20 protein-coding genes are annotated in these 20,251 nt (G+C 32.5%); 12 read left to right on the plus strand and 8 right to left on the minus strand.

Annotated features, from left to right (window positions below; genetic code table 11):
* The 3 genes from D9R05_RS13450 to D9R05_RS13460 form a co-directional block, all read right to left on the minus strand.
* A partial coding sequence (locus D9R05_RS13450) for a PKD domain-containing protein (RefSeq protein WP_121667752.1) occupies positions 1 to 2,230 on the minus strand: 2,230 nt, incomplete at its 3' end.
* Between the two features lie 4 nt (positions 2,231 to 2,234).
* The gene (locus D9R05_RS13455; RefSeq protein WP_121667753.1) at positions 2,235 to 2,684 is read right to left on the minus strand and encodes a hypothetical protein; all 450 of its coding nucleotides are present in this window, start codon (positions 2,682 to 2,684) and stop codon (positions 2,235 to 2,237) included.
* 230 nt (positions 2,685 to 2,914) lie between these two features.
* A complete protein-coding gene (locus D9R05_RS13460; RefSeq protein ID WP_121667754.1) occupies positions 2,915 to 5,548 on the minus strand; it encodes a valine--tRNA ligase in 2,634 nt (877 codons plus the stop codon).
* A 131-nt stretch (positions 5,549 to 5,679) separates the two neighbouring features.
* On the opposite strand from D9R05_RS13460, the gene D9R05_RS13465 reads away from it, so the two are divergent.
* From D9R05_RS13465 to murB, 3 genes are all read left to right on the plus strand, one after another.
* Entirely contained in the window at positions 5,680 to 6,072 is a 393-nt protein-coding gene (locus tag D9R05_RS13465) for a DUF1573 domain-containing protein (RefSeq protein WP_121667755.1), read from the plus strand.
* A gap of 232 nt (positions 6,073 to 6,304) precedes the next feature.
* The gene (locus D9R05_RS13470; protein WP_121667756.1) at positions 6,305 to 7,498 is read left to right on the plus strand and encodes a pyridoxal phosphate-dependent aminotransferase; all 1,194 of its coding nucleotides are present in this window, start codon (positions 6,305 to 6,307) and stop codon (positions 7,496 to 7,498) included.
* Positions 7,498 to 8,514 carry a UDP-N-acetylmuramate dehydrogenase gene (murB, locus tag D9R05_RS13475; RefSeq protein WP_121667757.1) on the plus strand — a complete coding sequence of 339 codons (1,017 nt, stop codon included), beginning with the start codon at positions 7,498 to 7,500 and terminating at the stop codon, positions 8,512 to 8,514. Before D9R05_RS13470 ends, murB begins: the two co-directional genes overlap by 1 nt.
* 51 nt (positions 8,515 to 8,565) lie before the next feature.
* Here the strand turns inward: murB and D9R05_RS13480 are convergent, their stop codons facing one another.
* Complete coding sequence (locus D9R05_RS13480) at positions 8,566 to 9,222, minus strand: fasciclin domain-containing protein (protein WP_121667758.1); 657 nt, start codon at positions 9,220 to 9,222, stop codon at positions 8,566 to 8,568.
* Positions 9,223 to 9,375: 153 nt separating this feature from the next.
* On the opposite strand from D9R05_RS13480, the gene D9R05_RS13485 reads away from it, so the two are divergent.
* The 5 genes from D9R05_RS13485 (at position 9,376) to D9R05_RS13505 (ending at position 14,393) form a co-directional block, all read left to right on the plus strand.
* Positions 9,376 to 9,579, plus strand: a complete 204-nt coding sequence (locus D9R05_RS13485) for a membrane or secreted protein (protein ID WP_121667759.1) — start codon at positions 9,376 to 9,378, stop codon at positions 9,577 to 9,579.
* Between the two features lie 25 nt (positions 9,580 to 9,604).
* A complete protein-coding gene (locus D9R05_RS13490) occupies positions 9,605 to 10,150 on the plus strand; it encodes an RNA polymerase sigma factor (protein ID WP_121667760.1) in 546 nt (181 codons plus the stop codon).
* 105 nt (positions 10,151 to 10,255) lie between these two features.
* Positions 10,256 to 11,128 carry a lipoyl synthase gene (gene lipA, locus D9R05_RS13495; RefSeq protein ID WP_121667761.1) on the plus strand — a complete coding sequence of 291 codons (873 nt, stop codon included), beginning with the start codon at positions 10,256 to 10,258 and terminating at the stop codon, positions 11,126 to 11,128.
* Between the two features lie 9 nt (positions 11,129 to 11,137).
* Positions 11,138 to 12,145 (plus strand): type I glyceraldehyde-3-phosphate dehydrogenase, encoded by a 1,008-nt coding sequence (gene gap / locus D9R05_RS13500; protein ID WP_121667762.1) that lies wholly within the window; start codon positions 11,138 to 11,140, stop codon positions 12,143 to 12,145.
* A 40-nt stretch (positions 12,146 to 12,185) separates the two neighbouring features.
* Positions 12,186 to 14,393 (plus strand): tetratricopeptide repeat-containing hybrid sensor histidine kinase/response regulator, encoded by a 2,208-nt coding sequence (locus tag D9R05_RS13505; RefSeq protein WP_121667763.1) that lies wholly within the window; start codon positions 12,186 to 12,188, stop codon positions 14,391 to 14,393.
* Here the strand turns inward: D9R05_RS13505 and lpxK are convergent.
* On the minus strand, positions 14,377 to 15,381 hold the full coding sequence (gene lpxK, locus D9R05_RS13510) for a tetraacyldisaccharide 4'-kinase (RefSeq protein ID WP_121667764.1): 1,005 nt from the start codon (positions 15,379 to 15,381) through the stop codon (positions 14,377 to 14,379). The two genes, D9R05_RS13505 and lpxK, sit on opposite strands and share 17 nt — an antisense overlap.
* 121 nt (positions 15,382 to 15,502) lie before the next feature.
* Between lpxK and D9R05_RS13515 the strand changes: the two genes are divergently transcribed.
* Complete coding sequence (locus D9R05_RS13515) at positions 15,503 to 16,597, plus strand: Nif3-like dinuclear metal center hexameric protein (RefSeq protein ID WP_121667765.1); 1,095 nt, start codon at positions 15,503 to 15,505, stop codon at positions 16,595 to 16,597.
* Positions 16,598 to 16,599: 2 nt separating this feature from the next.
* Positions 16,600 to 17,379, plus strand: coding sequence for a zinc ribbon domain-containing protein (locus tag D9R05_RS13520; RefSeq protein ID WP_121667766.1), 780 nt, complete (start codon positions 16,600 to 16,602; stop codon positions 17,377 to 17,379).
* Between the two features lie 70 nt (positions 17,380 to 17,449).
* Here the strand turns inward: D9R05_RS13520 and D9R05_RS13525 are convergent, their stop codons facing one another.
* Complete coding sequence (locus D9R05_RS13525; RefSeq protein WP_121667767.1) at positions 17,450 to 17,791, minus strand: CCC motif membrane protein; 342 nt, start codon at positions 17,789 to 17,791, stop codon at positions 17,450 to 17,452.
* 49 nt (positions 17,792 to 17,840) lie between these two features.
* Entirely contained in the window at positions 17,841 to 18,113 is a 273-nt protein-coding gene (locus D9R05_RS13530) for a DUF2752 domain-containing protein (RefSeq protein WP_121667768.1), read from the minus strand.
* A gap of 92 nt (positions 18,114 to 18,205) precedes the next feature.
* On the opposite strand from D9R05_RS13530, the gene D9R05_RS13535 reads away from it, so the two are divergent.
* Both D9R05_RS13535 and D9R05_RS13540 read left to right on the plus strand, forming a co-directional pair.
* Complete coding sequence (locus D9R05_RS13535; RefSeq protein WP_121667849.1) at positions 18,206 to 18,394, plus strand: hypothetical protein; 189 nt, start codon at positions 18,206 to 18,208, stop codon at positions 18,392 to 18,394.
* The gene (locus D9R05_RS13540) at positions 18,381 to 18,923 is read left to right on the plus strand and encodes a Smr/MutS family protein (RefSeq protein ID WP_240463080.1); all 543 of its coding nucleotides are present in this window, start codon (positions 18,381 to 18,383) and stop codon (positions 18,921 to 18,923) included. The genes D9R05_RS13535 and D9R05_RS13540 overlap by 14 nt, the downstream gene beginning before the upstream one ends.
* A gap of 1 nt (position 18,924) precedes the next feature.
* On the opposite strand, the gene D9R05_RS13545 is transcribed toward D9R05_RS13540, so the two are convergent.
* Positions 18,925 to 20,202, minus strand: coding sequence for a replication-associated recombination protein A (locus tag D9R05_RS13545; RefSeq protein ID WP_121667770.1), 1,278 nt, complete (start codon positions 20,200 to 20,202; stop codon positions 18,925 to 18,927).
* Between the last annotated feature and the right edge of the window lie 49 nt (positions 20,203 to 20,251).

Raw genomic sequence — 20,251 nt, forward strand, 5'->3', positions numbered from 1 at the left:
TGTAACAACTAGTATCTGCATTGTTTTCTATGCGCACATAGATGGTCATACAGCCTTCTGCTAAACCTGGCTGATAAACATCAGGTGCAGAAATAACATTGGTACCTGCTTCTGCATCGGCTATAGTTTCGTAATAACTTACTGTAAAATCATTAGAATCTTGAGCGCCTAATACTAAGGATGTGTTCTGAGTTAAATCTACTTCTTCTAAACCATCTACATAACAGTAGTTAATTAAATCTGGCGTGTTGGCTACTTCAGGAGTTTCATAAAATGTAATTACTACATTATCAGAAGCTTCACAAGAACCATTTATTTCTTGGGTTTCAACAGTGTAAATTCCACTTTCATTAACTGTAATTGAGGGGGCTGTTTCGCCAGAGATAATATCACCGTCTAAAAACCACTGATAATTCAAATCTGATATTTGCAGATCATCTGAATTCAATTCAACATTAAGTGTTATTGAATCTACATTTTCATCACAAACTTCCTGATCTTCTCCTAGGCTTACAGTATATGGCATTTCACGTTCTACTGATACATTCGTTTCTGCTACCACAACATCACCATTACAATTTGTATAGGTTGCACGAGCGGTATAATTAACAGGATCTGTAGGACATACCTCAAAAGAATTTTCTGTAGTTACCTCATTACCATTTTGATCATACCAAGCAAATTCAACATTTGACTCTCCATTAGGAGTAAACCTCCAAGCTTCATTAGTCGCTTCCCAAGTACCGGTATTTCTCCCCGGAGGAGTAAAAGCTACTGTTCCTGCTTGATTTTGAATTCCTATAAGACCTGAACCGCTATTAAAACTGCATGAAGTACGATTTTTTACATAAACTTCGATAACGTTTGTAGTTTCATAAATTACCATTTGGCTTGTTTGTAAACCTAAATCATCGCCGCATTGATAATGTGGCAGTTTATAAATATTAAAAACTAATGTTCTACAAGGGGATGAACCTATTAGTTCATAATTGATTGAATAATCATCAGGCGAATCAGCACTTCCTGGATGCAAATCTTGCAATACTCCAAATATTGCATTTCTATATGGTGGACTTGTATCTGGAGCATCAAACGGAATAGTTTCATTATATGCATAGCCACTTCCTGAACTTGGCTCATATACTCCTCCAGGAACTATTCCTTCTATACTAAAAGTTAATGCGCCATTATCAGTAATTAAAACATCATTATAAGTTTCATCAAAAAAACAAAAATCAAAACCTAAATTTATAACTTCTGACCAATCATCATCTGAATTTATATCTTGAACATTACCTGTAGCTCCCGTGAAAGGGAAAGGTGGAGAATATGGAATGGACTCCACTGCATACGATGTAGTTGCTCCTGTATTTAAATATGAAGCTGTTAAAGTTGTACATTCTTCATTACATGGAATAATAACTTCTCCTCCTTGACCGATTTCTACAGTAAGTCCTGGATCAACAGCAATATTAGGACAACCGGGTCCAGGGTCTTCTTCATTGATGATAATTTCTACTTGAACCACTACTGAATTAGAGCAACCAAATTCATCTGTTACAGTAAGTTCTACATCAAAAACTCCTAATTCTTGATATGAATGAGTAGTAGTTTGCCCTACTCCTGTCTGAGAATCTCCAAAATCCCAAGTATAAGTGGCGTTATTACTGCTGTTAGAAAATAAAGCATCCCCATTAAATGTTAATTCCTCTCCAAAATAAGCAGTGTACATACCGCCGTTTAAGTCTGCAGGGACAATTGAACTTACAGAAGGATTAATATCTTGACACGGCTCCACACAAGTTATAATAGATTCCCAGCCTGCTAATGGAGAAAATTCACCATCAGCTATAAATTCAAATGTTAAACATCCCGTAGGATTATTATCTCCAGCAATAATGACTCCGGGGCTATTACTCCCTGTATAAGTATCTATAAGTGGAGCTCCAGTAGAGTCTCCATCATAGATATACAAGAAATCACCGCCTCCTGAAATAATAAATTCAGTGAATTCAATTCTTACCCTCATATCCCCTTCAGGACATATAGTAATTGTCTCAGAACTTTCATTATTAATAGAGGAATAAGTGCCATCAGGACCTCCAGAATCATAAAAGTTAGCATCGCAAGTATTAACAGAAGAAGCATCTCCTATATTTATCTCATCTTGAGCATACAAACTCGGCAGTTGAAAAACTATTAAAAATAGATATATGTATAAATTCTTCATTATATTATTTGTTTAAATTTTCTGCTTCAAATTTTTCAATAATCATATAAAATTGAGTTCCATCTATATGGATATATTGATTTTCTTTTTTATTGTAAAAATCAATTTTATATTTCAACGGGTTAAATGTCTCAATATTAAACTTGTTGCGTTGCAAATTTTTATTATAGGGTAACACTTCTATAGAGGATAGTTTTTTATAAGTACTTGGTATTTCAAAAGAGGTCTCTACTATTAAAACCCTATTTAGTAGAATATCCCTAATTGTCTTCAATCTAATAGGATGATCATATATTAATTCTTGTGCTTTATCACCATAAGCTTCTTCTACATAGTTGTCGATTTTAGTTGAATCAAGAGTATATTCTCTTGTTTTAATTACTTCAGATTCTTGTGCTTGAACTTGTACAAAACAAAATAAAAAAAGAATTATTATGGTACTTTTAATTTTCATAAATTTTAATTTTAATTAATCTCTTCTACTCATATAACAACAAAGCAAAGATTTTTCCTACCATATCATAGATAAGTTTTTTGATAAAAATATTATTTTATTTTTTAGGTAAAATCTAAACCTTTATTATAAGTGAATTATTACAAAGTATAATATAGAATAGGTTACTTCAATAGTTTTATTAAACTTGTTGTCATTAACATTGAATTAACCAAATAAATAAAGTTTAATTATTTTAAATTTTGTATGCTTTCTTTTATCGCTTCAATTTTTGCTTGGGCGTCAGCTTTCTTTTGCTTTTCAATAGCGACTACTTTTTCTGGTGCGTTATTTACAAAGCGCTCATTAGAAAGTTTTTTATCAACTGATTTTAAGAAACCTTCATTGTATTTTAGTTCTTCAGTTAATTTTTCTATTTCAGCTTCAACATCAATTGCTCCACCTATCGGAATAAAATATTCATTAGATTTTACACGATAAGATAATGCATTAGAAACTTGCTCGTTTACATAACTGATTTCAGAAATATTCCCTAATTTGCTAATTACAGCATCGTAGTCTTTCTTTAAATTTTCATTGTTAATTACGCTTAATTCAATAGCATCTTTAAACGCGATATTTTTGTCTTTTCTGATGGTTCTAATTCCCGAAATAACTTCCTTTACTAATTCAAAATCTTTTATGTACTCTTTGTTGAATTCAGTTTGAGCCGGCCATTCTGAAATTATTAAAGCTTCTTTTTCTGTTCTTTCTGTTATGCTTTGCCAAATTTCTTCAGTTAAAAACGGCATAAACGGATGTAATATTTTTAAATTATCTTCTAATAAATTTATTACTTCGTCTACTGTTCTCTTATCGATGGGTTTTCCGTAAGGGGGTTTTATCATCTCTAATAACCACGAGCAAAAATCGTCCCATATCAATTTATAGGTTGCCATTAAGGCGTCAGAAATTCTATATTTAGAAAAATGATCTTCAATTTCTACCAAGGTTTTTTGGAAAGTGTTTTTGTACCACTCTAATGCAATTTTTGCTGAATCGGGTTGAGCTATTTCTTCATTAACTTCCCAACCTTTAATTAAGCGGAATGCATTCCAGATTTTATTTCCGAATCCTTTTCCTTGTTGACAAAGTGCCTCATCAAACATTAAATCATTTCCTGCCGCATTACTTAATAATAAACCAACGCGTACACCGTCTGCACTGAAATCTTCAATTAATTGAAGCGCATCTGGAGAATTCCCAAGAGATTTTGACATTTTACGTCGTTCTTTATCACGTACAAGCCCGGTTAAATAAACGTTGTTGAAGGGTTTTTTGTCGGTGTATTCATATCCCGCCATAATCATTCTAGCTACCCAGAAAAATAAAATGTCGGGTCCGGTAACTAAATCGTTTGTTGGATAATAATACTTGAATTCTTTATTTTCAGGATTTCTGATTCCGTCGAAAACGCTCATTGGCCATAACCAAGAAGAAAACCAAGTATCTAAAACATCCTCATCCTGCTTTAGATTTTCTTTGGTTAAGGAATTATCGCCGGTTTTTTCAATAGCTAAGGCTAATGCTTCTTCTATATTTTCAGCAACTACAAAATCGTTTTTATCATTTCCATAGTAATATGCTGGAATTCGTTGTCCCCACCAAAGTTGACGTGAAATATTCCAATCGCGAATATTATTCATCCAGTGGCTGTACGTATTTTTAAATTTATCAGGGAAAAGCTGAATATCTTCTGTTTCTAAAACAGCCTCAATTGCCGGTTTTGCCAATTCTTTCATCTTTAAAAACCATTGGTCTGAAAGTTTTGGTTCAATAACAGCTTTGGTTCTTTCTGAAGTCCCAATTTTATTAAGATGATTTTCAGTTTTTACTAAAAAACCTTTTTCCTCCAATTCATTTACAAAAGCTTTTCTAACTTCAAAGCGATCTTTGCCTTCATAATGTAGTCCATTTTCGTTTAAACTAGCATCATCGTTAAAAATGTCGATAACTTTTAAGTTATGCTTATCGCCCAGCACTTTATCATTCTCATCGTGAGCCGGTGTTACTTTTAAGCAGCCGGTACCAAATTCTAGGTCTACATACTCATCTTCAATAATAGGAATTGATCTTCCCACTATGGGAACAATAGCATTTTTTCCTTTTAAGTGACTAAAACGTTCGTCGTTAGGATTTATGCAAATTGCGGTATCTCCAAAAATCGTTTCAGGTCGGGTAGTGGCAATGGTTAAAAACTCATCACTATTTTCTATTTGATAATTAATGTAGTAAAGTTTTCCTTGTTGCTCGATATGGATTACTTCTTCATCAGATAAAGTAGTTTTTGCTTCAGGATCCCAATTTACCATTCGGTAACCGCGGTAAATCAAACCTTTATTATAAAGATCGATAAAGGATTTGATAACCGACTCATACATATCATCATCTAGGGTGAATTTTGTTCGATCCCAATCGCATGAAGCTCCTAATTTTTTAAGCTGATTTAGAATTGCGCCACCATAATTATCGGTCCATTCCCAGGCGTGTTTCAAAAATTCATCACGAGAAATTTTATTTTTATCAATTCCTTCAGCTTTTAACTTTGCTACAACTTTGGCTTCGGTGGCTATTGAAGCGTGATCTGTACCAGGAACCCAGCACGCATTAAGTCCCTTTAATCGGGCTCGTCTTATTAGAACATCTTGAATAGTATTGTTAAGCATATGCCCCATATGTAGTACGCCGGTGACGTTTGGAGGGGGAATTACAATGGTGTACGGCTCCTTTTCGTTTACTTCAGAATGAAAATAATTGTTTTTCATCCAGTAATCGTACCATTTATCTTCAATCTCTTTAGCACTATATTTTGCAGCAATCGCCATTTTGGTCTAATTTTTGGTTTTATGTAGGCAAAAGTACTTATATAAAGATTATTTTAAAAGTGTTCATTTTATTAATATCATTTTTTGATAAATCAATTTTATTATTACTTTAGTATCTAAATTCAAAGATTATGAAAAAATTATTAATGCTTAGTATTCTACTTTTTGTTGGAATTACGACCTATGCGCAAGCAGAAATCAAGTTTGATTCTGATGTAATTGATTACGGGAAAGTGGATTACGGTAGTGATGGCGTAAGAACATTTAGTTTTACAAACATCGGAGATCAACCTTTAATTATAAAAGACGTTAAATCTACTTGTGGTTGTACAGTGCCTAAAAAACCTGATGGAGAAATTGCACCGGGTAAGAAAGGCGAAATTCAAGTAAAGTATGATACTAAGCGTCCCGGCCCTATTAGAAAAACCGTAACTGTTTATTCTAATGCAGTTACTAAAACAGTTCCTTTGAAAATAAAGGGTTTTGTAAACAAGAAAAAAACTGAAGGCGAAGAAAGTATGTAATTTACTTTATTGGCACCGCCAAAGGGTTTAATACTTTGAGGTTTTCCTCGAAATTGAAAATTTGTTTCTAACAAATGCCTCGTGGGCTTGTCTCGAGCTAGTTAACTAAATAATTATTTTAAAAGCTGTCTTTTTAGGGCAGCTTTTTTTTATGAAAATCAACGCTATCTTTTTCTGATTTTTAGGGGTTTTCTTCTAATATTTTTGCAAATTTGCCAACAAAAATAAAGTTATGCCTGCTATTTCTAACAAAGGTCTGGCAATGCCAGCATCGCCCATCAGAAAATTAGTTCCTTACGCTGAAGTTGCAGCTAAAAAGGGAAAAAAAATATTTTATTTAAACATTGGTCAGCCCGATATTAAAACTCCAAAAGTAGCTTTAGATGCTGTGAAAAATAATTCCTTGGAGATTGTTTCTTACAGTCATTCTGCGGGATTTGAATCATATAGAAAGAAGTTAGCTAATTATTATCAACAACGAAATATTCCTGTTGAAGCAGATGATATTATTGTAACAACCGGTGGTTCTGAAGCCTTGTTATTTACAATGGGAAGTATTACAGATCCAGGTGATGAAGTTATTATTCCAGAACCTTTCTATGCAAATTATAATGGTTTTGCTACTTCATCTGGAGTAAAAGTTGTACCGGTTAAAGCTTCAATTGATAATGGTTTTGCACTTCCTCCGGTAGCTGAATTTGAAAAATTAATTTCTTCCAAAACTAAAGCTATTGTTATTTGTAATCCTGGAAATCCAACTGGATACTTATACACAAAAGAAGAAATGGAAGAGCTTTCTGCTTTAGCAAAAAAGCACGATCTTTTTTTAGTAGCCGATGAAGTTTATCGAGAGTTTGCTTACGAAGGGGCTACGCATCATTCCGTAATGAGTCAAAAAGGACTAGAAGAACACGCTATTATGATTGATTCCGTTTCTAAGCGTTATAGCATGTGCGGAGCTAGAATAGGATGTGTGGTTTCTAAAAATAAAGAATTTATAAATACAGCTTTAAAATTTGCTCAAGCAAGATTAAGTCCGCCAACATTTGCTCAAATTGCAAGTGAAGCTGCTTTAGAAACACCGCAGTCTTACTTTGATGATGTAATTAACGAATATGTAGATCGAAGAGATACACTAATTAATGCTTTAGAAAAAATTGAAGGGGTGCGCGTAGCAAAACCAAAAGGGGCATTTTACTGTATTGCAGAATTACCAATAGAAAATTCTGATGATTTTGCACAATGGATGCTAGAAAGTTTTGAACATGAAGGAGAAACTGTAATGATAGCTCCAGCAGCTGGGTTTTATTCTACACCAAATACAGGCTTAAATCAAGTAAGAATTGCGTATGTTCTTAAAAAAGAAAACCTTTTAAAATCGGTTACTATTTTAGAAAAAGGCTTACAAGCTTACTTGAAAAAGTAATGAATATAGAACGAGACTTTTCCCTTAAAAATTACAATACATTTGGTCTTGATGTCAAGGCCAAACAATTTGTTAGTGTAAAGACTGAAAAAGATTTAACACAAAGTCTTCAGCAAGTTTATGCATCAGAAATTTTAGTTTTAGGTGGTGGAAGTAATATGTTGCTTACACAAGATATAGATAAAACTGTATTTCATATTGACTTAAAAGGAAAAAAAGTTCTGAATGAAACAGATGAAAGTGTCTTGCTAAAAGTAGCTGCCGGTGAAAATTGGCATGACTTTGTAATGTGGTGTGTAGAAAGAAATTACGGTGGGATTGAAAATTTAGCCTTAATTCCCGGTAATGTAGGAACTTCTCCTATTCAGAATATAGGCGCTTATGGGGTGGAGTTAAAAGATGTATTTGTGGAGTGCGAAGCTATTCATATACAAAGTTTGGAGCAAAGAATTTTCACAAAAAAAGAGTGCGATTTTGGTTATCGAAACTCCATTTTTAAAAGTAAAGTAAAAGGGCAATACATCATTACAAGTGTTGTGTTTGAATTGAGTAAAAAAAATCACACCTTAAAAACGGATTACGGAGCGATCTTAAAGCAATTGGAAAAGCAAGATGTTAGTACTCCAACTATCAAATCAATTGCAGAAGCGGTTATAGCTATTCGGCAAGAAAAATTACCGAATCCTTCTGAAATAGGGAATAGCGGTAGCTTTTTTAAAAATCCGATTATTTCAACCAAATTTTTTAAAAAGCTTCAACAACAATATCCGGAAATTCCTTTTTATAAGTTAAGTAGCACAGAAATAAAGGTTCCTGCAGGTTGGTTAATAGAGCAAGCCGGATTTAAAGGAATTAAAAGAGGTGATGCGGGTGTCCATAAAAGACAAGCTTTAGTCTTGGTAAATTATGGAACTGCGACTGGAGAAGAAATTTTAGCTTTAGCAAAAGAAATTCAACAAACTATACAAGATAAGTTTAATATTTTACTCGAAATGGAGGTTAATATTATTTCATAAATTAAGCAGCACAAAATATGTACTGCTTAATTTACTTAACTTAAAAAGCTTTTATTTTCTCATCATTACTGCATCAATAGAGTGAATTACTCCATTAGAACCATTCATATCTGCAGCAACTATATGGACTTCTTTCCCGGTACCATCTTTTAGAACAACATCACCATTATCATTCATCATTGCCATAAGTTTTCCCTTGTTGGCAGTTTCTAGCTGGTATTTGTTATTGTTACTATTTTTAATCAGGTCTTTTATTTTAGCAGCATCCAAATTTCCGGGAACAATATGGTAACTTAATACGCCTTCGAGTTTTTCTTTATTTTCAGGCATCATTAAATTTTCTACTGTTCCTTTTGGTAAATTATTAAACGCATTATTAGTTGGAGCGAAAATTGTATAAGGTCCATCAGTTTCTAATTTAACAACCATTCCGGAACTCTGTAATGCAGAAACTAACGTGCTGTGGTTTGGAGAAGCCATAGCAATTTCAGCTAAATTCATATTGCCATCAATAGCTTTGTCAGAATTTTCATTATCCATATCAGAATCATCGTCCATGTCATCCATGTCTGTATCATCCATATCAGAGTCATTCATTTCCGTCATATTATCGGAATCTTTCATATCGTCTTTCTTTTTATCATCCTTACAGGATGTAAATGCAAATACAGATAAAAGAGCGATAACAAATAAATTTTTAATTTTCATAGTGTTAATTTTAGTTGATTTCTTCAGCTAATATAGGTTGATTAATTTGCCGTATAATAACTTATAAGCCTAAACTTTAGTTAAATAGTGTAAAGAAACTATTAATTACCGACAGAGTTTTTTAGTAACTTATAATAATTGTATTTTTGCATTATGAAACTTTTTATTATATCTATCGTATTATTAGGATTAGCTTTCGCCGGAATCGCAATTAAAATTTGGGCTAAAAAAGGCGGTAAATTTGCAGGGACTTGTGCAAGTCAAAATCCTTATTTGAATAAATCTGGAGAACCTTGTAGCTTTTGCGGTAAAATGCCCGATGAAACTAAAGATTGTAGCAATACTGAAAAAGCCTAATCGGAATTATTGAATATTTGATCCTATGAATTCTGTAGCGTTGGACGCTCAAATAGAAGAAGCAAAAAAAGGAAGTCAACTCGCTTTCAAATTTTTGTTAGATAATTTTTGGGGTCAAGTATATACCTTTCAGTTAAAACGCACTAAAGATGAATTTGAAGCCGAAGAGATAACGGTTCAGACTTTTGCAAAAGCTTTTGATAAGATAAAAACATATCAACCGGAATTTCAGTTTAATACTTGGTTAATTGCTATTTCTAAAAATATTCACATTGACTTATTACGAAAAAAGAACTTAGAAACCACTAGAGTAGATAAAGTTGCAGAAAAAAGTATTGTTGATGAAACACCAACCGCAGAAGATAAGCTAATAATTGAACAAAACTTAGCTAAATTATTGACCTTAATAAAAGAGTTGAAACCCCATTATCAAGAAGTAATTCATCTACGTTTTTTTCAAGAATTAAGTTATAAAGCAATTGCAATTAAATTAGATGAACCAATTAATAATGTAAAAGTTAAGTTGCTTCGAGCAAAAAAATTACTGGCAGAAATAATTAAGGAAAGCTAATAGGTGTTCTTTATTGGTAAATCTTCTATTTCTATAGAATTCTGCCGTTTCAAAATCGTACAACCTTATCTATTTTTATATCTTTGAAGATTACAAAACAATGCTATGGCAGTAGAAACATTAACTCCCACAAAACCACAAAAAAAGCCAAAATGGCTTCGTGTTAAACTTCCTACCGGAAAAAAGTATACAAATTTAAGAAAGTTGGTAGATAAATACGATTTGCATACCATTTGTACTTCAGGTAGTTGTCCAAATATGGGCGAATGCTGGAGCGAAGGGACAGCTACATTTATGATTTTAGGAAATGTTTGTACGCGTTCTTGTGGATTTTGCGGTGTAAAAACAGGTCGACCGGATACTTTAGATTGGGATGAACCTGAAAAAGTAGCACGATCTATAAAATTAATGGATATAAAACACGCTGTAGTAACTAGTGTAGATCGTGATGATTTAAAAGATATGGGTTCTATTATTTGGGCAGAAACAGTAAAAGCCATTAGAAGAATGAACCCGACAACTACGCTAGAAACTTTAATTCCTGATTTTCAAGGAGTAGAACGTAATATAGATCGAATTGTTGAAGTGAACCCAGAAGTGGTTTCGCATAATATGGAAACTGTTCGCAGACTTACTAGAGAAGTTCGTATTCAAGCAAAATATGATAGAAGTTTAGCCGTCTTAGATTACCTAAAAAAGCAGGGGATCAATAGAACAAAATCTGGGATTATGTTGGGGCTTGGCGAAAAAGAGGAGGAAGTAATACAGACTTTAAAAGATTTACGCTCGGTAGATGTAGATGTAGTAACCATTGGTCAATATTTACAGCCAAGTAAAATACACCTTCCCGTACAACAATTTATTACACCAGATCAATTTAAAAAATACGAAGAAATAGGTTTAGATTTAGGGTTTAGACATGTAGAGAGTAGTGCCTTGGTAAGATCTTCTTACAAAGCACAAAAACATATTAACTAAAACTACTAAATGAAAAATAAAACAAGGCTGGCTATAAATGGTTTTGGTAGAATTGGCAGAAGTCTTTTTCGCTTATTACTTCAACACGACACTATAGAAGTAGTTTGCATAAATGACCTAGCTGATGCAAAAACACTTGCGCATCTTTTAAAATACGATAGTATTCACGGAGTTTTACCGAATAATGTTGATTTTAGTAATAATTCAATTATTATAGATCAAAAAGAATATCCACTCACCAATCAGCCTGTTATTGAAAAAATTTCCTGGAAAAATTTTGAAGTAGATGTTGTTGTAGAGTGTACAGGCAAATTCAAAACGAAAAATGCACTTGAATATCATATCAATGGAGGAGCAAAAAAAGTAATTTTAGGTGCTCCGCCGGCAGATGATGATATAAAAACAATTGTCTTAGGCATTAATGAAGCAATTTTAGATGGCTCTGAAACAATTATATCTAATGCTTCTTGTACAACAAATAACGCAGCACCAATGTTAGATTTGGTTCATAAAGAATTTGGTGTAGAACAAGCGTATATTACAACGGTACACTCTTACACTTCAGACCAAAGTTTGCATGATAAACCGCATAAAGATTTACGAAGAGCTAGAGCAGCTGCACAATCCATAATACCTACAACTACCGGAGCAGCAAAAGCATTAACCAAAATTTTTCCTGATTTAAGTAATGTGATTGGTGGTTGCGGAATAAGAGTTCCTGTGCCGAATGGTTCACTCACAGATATGACTCTAAATGTGCGTAAAAAAACATCCATTAAAGAAATAAATGCGCTTTTCAAAAATGCGGCTCAGCAGAATTTAAAAGGAATTATAGAGTACACGGAATCACCTATCGTATCAGTAGATATTTTAGGAAATTCGCATTCTTGCGTGTTCGATGCTGAGATGACTTCGGTTATAGATGGGCATTTAGTAAAACTTATCGGTTGGTACGATAATGAGCGTGGTTATAGTCATAGAATAATCAATCTTATTTCTATGATTTATCCTAATTAATTATTTATATTTACGACTTTTCGTTCGGGATTTTTCATTCATGAGAAGTAATTTGTTAATTTTTTTGGTTTTCCTGTTTATGGGTGTTTCTGGGGTTTCTCAGAATGCATACATCGATAATTCTACTGAAGGAGGTGAAGCCTTGAATAAAATTATAAGCAATTCTTTTCAAAAAAAAGGCTTTAAGAATTTCCCATTAAAATTAGAGGGACTTTACCAAGCCTTAAAAATTGCAGAAAAAACCGATAATAAACGTACAATAGGTGTTTTACATTATTATTTATCTATTGCCTATTATTCCGTTAAAAATTATTCCGATGCAAAAAAACACGCTACTGAAGCAATAGAAGCTTTTCAGCAAAAACCATCTAACAAATTTCTACTTTTTTCTCAGTATTTTTTAACGGAAATTGAATTTCAACAAGGGAATTTTAAAGCTGCTGAAGCAATTTATAATCAAATTGAAAGTGATAAAATTACTAGCAAAGAAATAAAGGCTTTAGATTATTTTTATAAAGGAAATTTTTATTTAAATCAGGATAATTTTAGTGAAGCACTGGTTTATTTTAATCAAGCAGAAATCACTTTTAAAGACTTTTCGAGTAATTACCAGTTGGCTTATTTATACCATAGAATGAGTTATGCTTTTTTTAAAATGAAAGATTTTGAAAATGCCTTAACTTATGCCGAAAAAGCTTTGATTTTATCAAAAAAAGAACAACTAGATTTTTTAAATATAGATGCTCTAGAATTGTTTAGTAAAATATATAATGCTGCAGAAGATAATATTTTAGCCTTGGAATATGCCTCGCAAAGCAATAACTATAAAGATTCATTATTGACTTTTGGCAATGAGATGCTTAGTAACGAAATTACCAAACGAAAAAGCAATACTTCAGATAGAACAATTTCTGAATTGTATTTAACAAATACAGAACAAGAAAAATCACTGAAATTTAATCAGTTAGCTATTGTTTTAAGTGTATTGTTAATTACTATTCTCTCATTATTAACGTTATCACTTTATAAAAATAACAATCTACGGGCAAAGGCTAATAATTTATTACAGAATAAGAATAATGAACTTATAAAAGCTAAAGAGCGTGCAGAAGCTGCTACAAAAGCAAGAGAGCAATTTTTATCAACTATTACACATGAATTGCGAACACCAATTTATGCCATTACAGGATTAACCTATTTATTAATTAAGGAAAACCCGACCGATGCACAAAAAGAACATTTAAATTCCTTAAAATATTCAGGAGAGCATTTATTGTCTTTAATAAATAATATTCTGGATCTTAATAAGTTAGAGGCTAATAAAGTTAGAAAAGTTAATGCGGTTTTTCATTTGAAAGCACACATGAAAAACTTTTTAAATACTTTACGTAAGCCTGCAGATGAAAAAGATGTATTACTTCATTTAGAAGTAGATGATGATATTCCATCTAAGCTAAGCGGGGATATGCTAAAAGTTTCTCAAGTTTTAATTAACCTAGTCGGAAATTCTATAAAATTTGCTGAACATGGTGACGTTTGGATTCGGTTAAAGTTGATGAAAACTTCAGAAAAAGAAGTAGTAGTTCGTTTTGAAATTGAAGATAATGGAGTTGGTATTCCAAAACGAAAGCAAAAATCTATTTTTCAGAAATTCGATCAAGGTCCCGATGAAATTAATGTAAAGTACGGAGGTACGGGCTTAGGTTTGCCAATTGTAAAAAACCTGCTTTTATTTTTGGGTAGCGAAATTCATTTAATAAGTGAAGAGGGTGAAGGTTCACTTTTTTACTTTGATATGCCTTTTGAAAAAGTCATTGGTAATGCGAAAAAAGAAAATTTAATTCCAAAAATTTCAAAGGAAGAACAACGAGAGCTTTTTAAAGGAAAACGGGTATTGGTGGTAGAGGATAATAAATTGAATCAAAAAATTACCCGAAAAATTTTAGAACGCTGTGAAATGGAAATCGAGCTCGCTGAAAACGGAGAAATTGCAGTAAATAAAACAAGAGAAACTAACTACGATCTTATTTTAATGGATATTCATATGCCTGTTATGGATGGCATACAAGCTACGGAAATTATCAGAAAAAATGATAGTGAAACGCCAATTATAGCTTTAACAGCAGTAAGTATAAGTGAGACAACAGACGAGTTTTTAAGTCACGGATTCACCGATATTATACCAAAACCATACAAGACAGAGCTCTTTTTTGAGAAAATTTATAAAGTGCTTAATATTCGTCGATAAATTTTAAAAGTTCTTTTTTAAACTCATCTTCGTTATTCAATAAACATGTTTTTATAGGGATGTAAAAGAGTTTTTCTTTAGAAATTCTCCCTTTTAATCGTACAAAGTCTTTTTCAGTAGTTAAAATAAATTCTTCCTTATTGAGTTTTGCAATTTCTTGTTCATTAAAATTATGATGATCAGCAAAAGCAAGATGTTTAAAGCTTAAGTTGTTTTCTTCTAAATAATTAACCAAAGGCGTTGGATTAGCAATTCCGGTAACTAAGGTAAAATTGTTTAGACTTTCTAAACTTTTTACATCAGAAATGCTATAGCAAGATTCATCATATAGAATACTCGAAAAATAAAGTTGTTGATGGTCTTGCAGGTTTAATTTTTTTCTGATTTTTTCTTGCTGTTTTTTATTTAAATCAATTGGGCATTTAGTAATAATAACAAGGTTTGCGCGCTTTATTCCTGTTTTGGGTTCTCTAAGATTTCCGGTAGGCAGCATAAAATCATCTACATATAAATCATGATAAGCACTTAAGACTATTGAAAAACCGGGCTTTACTTTTCTATGCTGAAAGGCATCATCTAGTAAAATAACTTCAGGCTGCGGATTTAATCTTCGAAGTTGTTGAATGCCTGCCTGACGATTTTCATGAACTGCAACGTTAATCGATGGGAATTTTTGTTTAAATTGTAGTGGTTCATCTCCGGTGAGCGCTGCGCTTTCATTTCCCTTTAATAAGTAGAATCCGCTAGTAGTCCGTTTGTAACCCCTACTTAAAGTCGCTAAATTGTATGAATCTTGTAAAAGCCTTATTAAATATTCTATCATTGGCGATTTTCCGGTGCCGCCAACATTTAAATTTCCCACGCAAATTACCGGAAAATCATAAACTTTTGAAGTTAAAATATTCCAATCAAAAAATTTATTCCGAAGCCAAACAATGCTTCCGTATAAAATAGAAAAAGGAAATAGTAATTTTCTTATCAATTGCATAGCAACAAAAGTAATAGTTTCCTTTTAATTGACTTAACTTTTGTTTTCTTCACATAAAAATTATCTTTGAGCTTGTCTTGTAGAGTAATATCAAGATAAAAATAGATTTAAAAAGAAAAAAATGCAGGTAAACGATGTAATTTCAGCTATAGAAAATTGGGCGCCATTGGCTTATGCCGAAGATTTTGATAATGTGGGCTTGCTTGTTGGCGACCGGAAAATGGAACTAAGCGGAGTTTTAATCAGTCTAGATACGTTAGAAGAAGTTGTAGATGAAGCTATTGAGCAAAACTGTAATATGATTGTCAGTTTTCACCCTATAATTTTTGGAGGATTAAAAAAACTGACCGGAAATTCTTACGTAGAGCGAGTGGTAATAAAGGCAATTCAACATAATATTGCAATTTACGCAATGCATACGGCATTAGATAATCATCATAAAGGAGTAAATTATAAAATTTGCGATCAGTTAAATTTAATTAACCGAAGCATTTTAGTGCCTCAAAAAAATACGATTAATAAATTAGTTACCTATATTCCTAAAGCTGACGCCGAAAATGTTCGTGAAGCTTTATTTGAAGTAGGCGCAGGAAGTATTGGTAATTACGATAAATGTAGTTTTACTATAGAAGGTTCCGGAAGTTTTAATCCGAATGATGAAGCTAACCCGACTATCGGAGAAAAAGGCGAAACACATTTTGAAGAAGAAGTACAATTAAATGTCACTTTTCCGAAGCATTTAACGTCAATTGTGCTGCAAAAACTTCAAGAATCACATCCTTACGAAGAAGTAGCCTATGAAATTACGAGTTTAGAGAATAAAAATCAGCAAATAGGGATAGGAATGTTGGGCGAACTTGAAGAAAAAATAGAGCCGAAAAAATTTATTCAGCAGCTTAAAAAAACCTTTAATTGCGGAATTGTTAGACATTCAGATTTATTAGATAAAGCCATCAAGAAAGTAGCTGTTTTAGGAGGGAGCGGAGCATTTGCCATTAATAATGCAAAGCAAAAAAAAGCTGATATTTACATTACAGCAGACTTAAAATATCACGACTTTTATAAAGCAGAAGGGAAACTAATTTTGGCAGATATAGGGCATTATGAAAGCGAACAATACACAAAAGATTTAATACATTCTTATCTTACAAAAAAATTCCCTAATTTTGCAATCGTTTTATCACAAAAAAATACCAATCCAATTCAATATAGTTGATTATGGCAAAGAAAAAAGAGGTTAGCGTAGAAGAGAAGCTAAGGGCATTATTTGATTTACAATTAATAGATGCTCGCATTGATGAAATAAGAAATGTGCGAGGAGAATTGCCTTTAGAGGTAGAAGATCTTGAAGATGAAGTGGCTGGATTGAATACGCGTTTAGAGAAATTAGATGCAGATTTAGAAGCTTTAGATCATAAAATTAAGGAAAAGAAAAACTTAATTGAAGAGTCTCGTGCCTTGATGAAGAAATATGCTGAGCAGCAAAAAAATGTACGTAACAATCGTGAGTTTAATGCACTTTCTAAAGAAGTAGAGTTTCAAGAATTAGAAATAGAACTTGCAGAAAAACACATCAACGAATTTTTAGCACAAATAGAGCAGAAAAAAGCCGTAATTGAGCAAACGCAAGATCGTAAAAAGGAGCGTGAAAATCATTTAGAGCACAAACGAAATGAGCTAAATGAAATTTTAAGCGAAACTGAAAAAGAGGAGCAAAGCTTAATTAAAAAATCTGATGATTACAAAGATCAAATCGAAGATCGCCTGGTAAAAGCTTACCAAAGAATTCGTGATAATGTGAAAAACGGATTGGCTATTGTTCCTATTGAACGTGGAGCTTCAGGAGGTTCTTTCTTTACAATTCCGCCGCAAATCCAAATGGAAATCGCCGGAAGAAAAAAGATTATTACCGATGAACACAGTGGTAGAATTTTAGTGGATCAGGAACTTGCGCAAGAAGAAAGAGAAAAGATGCAAGCTTTATTTGCAAAAATGTAAGCAACAAATTTTAAGTAAAAAAAAGCTCTTCTAAATTTTTAGAAGAGCTTTTCTTTACTGTGTTTTTTAATTAATTGACCTGTTGTTGTTCATATTGACGGCTGTACTCTTCCATCATTTGCTGAAATTCTTCAACGCTTCCAGCATAAATAAGTATACCGATAAATAGTAAAACAACTAAAATTGACAATATTAAACCGATTATTGCTATTACACGTGCCGTTTTTACTTGTGAATAATTTCCATAAATTTCTGGGTTTTCTGCAAATGTTCTTCGGTCTTTATTTGCTAAATAAAGCGCGATACCTGAAAGAAGAACTCCTCCAAACCCAGAAGTAAAGCAACAAGCAATAAAAGAAACAATTCCCAAAATTAAAGAAATTGTAGCATTAGGTAATTTTTGATTTTCCATATAAAAAGGTTAGTTTAAAAATTCAATCAAATATAAAAAATTTAAGTAATTAAATAAACTTAAAAATATAGCTTAAAATAATTACGCTCACACTAATTGCGGCAAAAACAGAAGTTAATTTAGCATAATATTTTACCGGATATAGCAAATTTAAGCCGATTATTAATCCTAAAATAACTAATGGATAAATGGCAGGGTAAATTAAAAAAGCTTCTTTAAATTCTCCTTTAAGTAGAAAAACCAACGCACGCTGACCGCCACATCCGGGACATTCGAATCCAAAAAACTTTTTGTTCAAACACGGCAACATAAACTCTTCCATCGTTTTTCTTTATTAATTGTAATATTACTGATCAAAAATAATATTTTTGTAGCGAATAATTGCTTTTTTATAGCAGCTTAAATTTACAGGTTTTGAATAAACAAGTTCTAAATACCATCGCAATTTTATGTGGAGCAGCAATTTTGTTATATGCGATGATGGTTGATACAGAAAATATTTATCTAAAAATAGCAGGCTTGGTTATTTTAATGTTTGGCCTCTTTACAGCCACTCAGAAATGGGTTGGTGATAATAAAACTGATGACGATGAAACTGAATAAAGGAGATTTTGTAGAGGTGTTGGATGAACCTTTATCAGGAACAATTGTAAGTCTTGAAAATGATGACGTAGAACTAGAAACAGAGGATGGTTTTTTATTACGATTTAAAATAAATGAGGTAGTAAAAGTTTCCTACGATGAGATTAAGGTAGATGAAACACAGATGTTAGAAGCTTTAAAAGAAAAGCAAATTAAAAGAAAAAATACCGCACCAAGAGTAAAATCAAAAGAGCGTACTGCTCCGGCTTTAGAAGTAGACCTACATATTCATAAGTTAACAAACCGTGATAAAAACCTTTCTAATTTCGAAATATTAAATATTCAATTAGATGCTGCCAGAGGTCAATTAGAATTTGCCATAAGAAAAAGAATTCAAAAAGTAGTTTTTATTCACGGAGTAGGTCAAGGTGTACTTCGTGCAGAACTAGAAACTTTGTTAAGCCGGTACGACAATCTAAAATTTTACGATGCAGATTTTCAGAAATACGGTGTTGGAGCAACGGAAGTCTATATTTTTCAGAATGCTTAAATTAGTAATCATATTTACTTTTCCATTTGTTTTTTAAAAACTCTTTAATTGTTTGTTCTCGTTTGTTATTGCCTGGTTCAAAAATTTTTGTGGCTTTTATTTCTTCTGGTAAAAACTCAACTTCAGCAAAGCTATCTTTATAGTTATGAGCATATTTATAGTCTTTCCCATAATCTAACTCTTTCATCAATTTTGTAGGTGCATTTCTTATTGCTAGCGGAACCGAAAGATCTCCAGTTTGCTTAACAAGTTGTTGCGCCTTATTTATTGCCATATAGCTGGCGTTACTTTTAGGCGACGTTGCTAGATAAATAGCACATTGACTTAATATAATTCGAGCCTCCGGAAAACCAATAGTAGTTACAGCTTGAAAAGTGTTGTTAGCCATAATTATAGCAGTAGGGTTTGCATTTCCAATATCTTCACTAGCTGAAATTAATAATCTTCTAGCAATAAATTTTACATCTTCACCGCCTTCAATCATTCTAGCTAACCAATAAATAGCGGCGTTGGGGTCACTTCCTCTAATCGATTTTATAAATGCCGAAATAATATCGTAATGCTGTTCTCCTGTCTTGTCATAGCGAACTGTATTTTGTTGTACTTTTTTTTCAACTAAATCATTTGTAATTGTAATAGAATCGCTATTATCTGAAATTACCAATAGTTCAAATATATTGAGTAATTTGCGAGCATCACCACCGCTGATTCGCAATAACGAATCTGTTTCTTTTAAGACGATTTTTTTAACCGATAAAATTTCATCCTTTGTCATTGCTTTGTCTAACAATGCCAATAAGTCTTGTTTTGAAAATTCATTTAAAACATAAACTTGACAACGCGATAAAAGTGCCGGGATAACTTCAAAACTAGGGTTTTCGGTTGTAGCGCCAATCAACGTAATCCAACCTTTTTCTACAGCACCTAAAAGAGAGTCTTGTTGAGATTTACTGAATCTATGTATTTCATCAATAAATAGAATCGGATTTTTGGTTGTGAATAATCCGTCCTGTTTTTTTGCTCTCTCAATGACTTCTCTCACATCTTTAACCCCGCTATTGATAGCACTTAAAGTAAAAAATGGACGCTTAGATTCTTCTGCAATAATGTTTGCCAGCGTTGTTTTGCCTACACCTGGAGGTCCCCAAAAAATTATTGATGGAATAATACCGCTTTTTATCTGGGTATATAAAGACCCGTCTTTTCCAACTAAATGTTGTTGACTTAAATATTCTTCTAATGAATTTGGACGTAAACGTTCTGCTAATGGTTTATTCATATCGCAAAAATACAGTTTGTAAGTGACAATTTTACATTATAAGAAATTT

Source organism: Mesonia aquimarina, assembly GCF_003667275.1.
Taxonomy (GTDB): domain Bacteria; phylum Bacteroidota; class Bacteroidia; order Flavobacteriales; family Flavobacteriaceae; genus Mesonia; species Mesonia aquimarina.

Bases quoted from the DNA above. Each gene is read 5' to 3' on its own strand.
- lpxK (WP_121667764.1), bottom strand. From the start codon at position 15,381: ATGCAATTGATAAGAAAATTACTATTTCCTTTTTCTATTTTATACGGA.
- D9R05_RS13470 (WP_121667756.1), top strand. From the start codon at position 6,305: ATGCCTGCTATTTCTAACAAAGGTCTGGCAATGCCAGCATCGCCCATC.
- D9R05_RS13515 (WP_121667765.1), top strand. From the start codon at position 15,503: ATGCAGGTAAACGATGTAATTTCAGCTATAGAAAATTGGGCGCCATTG.
- D9R05_RS13485 (WP_121667759.1), top strand. From the start codon at position 9,376: ATGAAACTTTTTATTATATCTATCGTATTATTAGGATTAGCTTTCGCC.
- gap (WP_121667762.1), top strand. From the start codon at position 11,138: ATGAAAAATAAAACAAGGCTGGCTATAAATGGTTTTGGTAGAATTGGC.
- D9R05_RS13520 (WP_121667766.1), top strand. From the start codon at position 16,600: ATGGCAAAGAAAAAAGAGGTTAGCGTAGAAGAGAAGCTAAGGGCATTA.
- D9R05_RS13460 (WP_121667754.1), bottom strand. From the start codon at position 5,548: ATGGCGATTGCTGCAAAATATAGTGCTAAAGAGATTGAAGATAAATGG.
- lipA (WP_121667761.1), top strand. From the start codon at position 10,256: ATGGCAGTAGAAACATTAACTCCCACAAAACCACAAAAAAAGCCAAAA.
- D9R05_RS13490 (WP_121667760.1), top strand. From the start codon at position 9,605: ATGAATTCTGTAGCGTTGGACGCTCAAATAGAAGAAGCAAAAAAAGGA.
- murB (WP_121667757.1), top strand. From the start codon at position 7,498: ATGAATATAGAACGAGACTTTTCCCTTAAAAATTACAATACATTTGGT.
- D9R05_RS13480 (WP_121667758.1), bottom strand. From the start codon at position 9,222: ATGAAAATTAAAAATTTATTTGTTATCGCTCTTTTATCTGTATTTGCA.
- D9R05_RS13465 (WP_121667755.1), top strand. From the start codon at position 5,680: ATGAAAAAATTATTAATGCTTAGTATTCTACTTTTTGTTGGAATTACG.
- D9R05_RS13525 (WP_121667767.1), bottom strand. From the start codon at position 17,791: ATGGAAAATCAAAAATTACCTAATGCTACAATTTCTTTAATTTTGGGA.
- D9R05_RS13455 (WP_121667753.1), bottom strand. From the start codon at position 2,684: ATGAAAATTAAAAGTACCATAATAATTCTTTTTTTATTTTGTTTTGTA.
- D9R05_RS13505 (WP_121667763.1), top strand. From the start codon at position 12,186: ATGAGAAGTAATTTGTTAATTTTTTTGGTTTTCCTGTTTATGGGTGTT.
- D9R05_RS13530 (WP_121667768.1), bottom strand. From the start codon at position 18,113: ATGGAAGAGTTTATGTTGCCGTGTTTGAACAAAAAGTTTTTTGGATTC.
- D9R05_RS13540 (WP_240463080.1), top strand. From the start codon at position 18,381: ATGAAACTGAATAAAGGAGATTTTGTAGAGGTGTTGGATGAACCTTTA.
- D9R05_RS13545 (WP_121667770.1), bottom strand. From the start codon at position 20,202: ATGAATAAACCATTAGCAGAACGTTTACGTCCAAATTCATTAGAAGAA.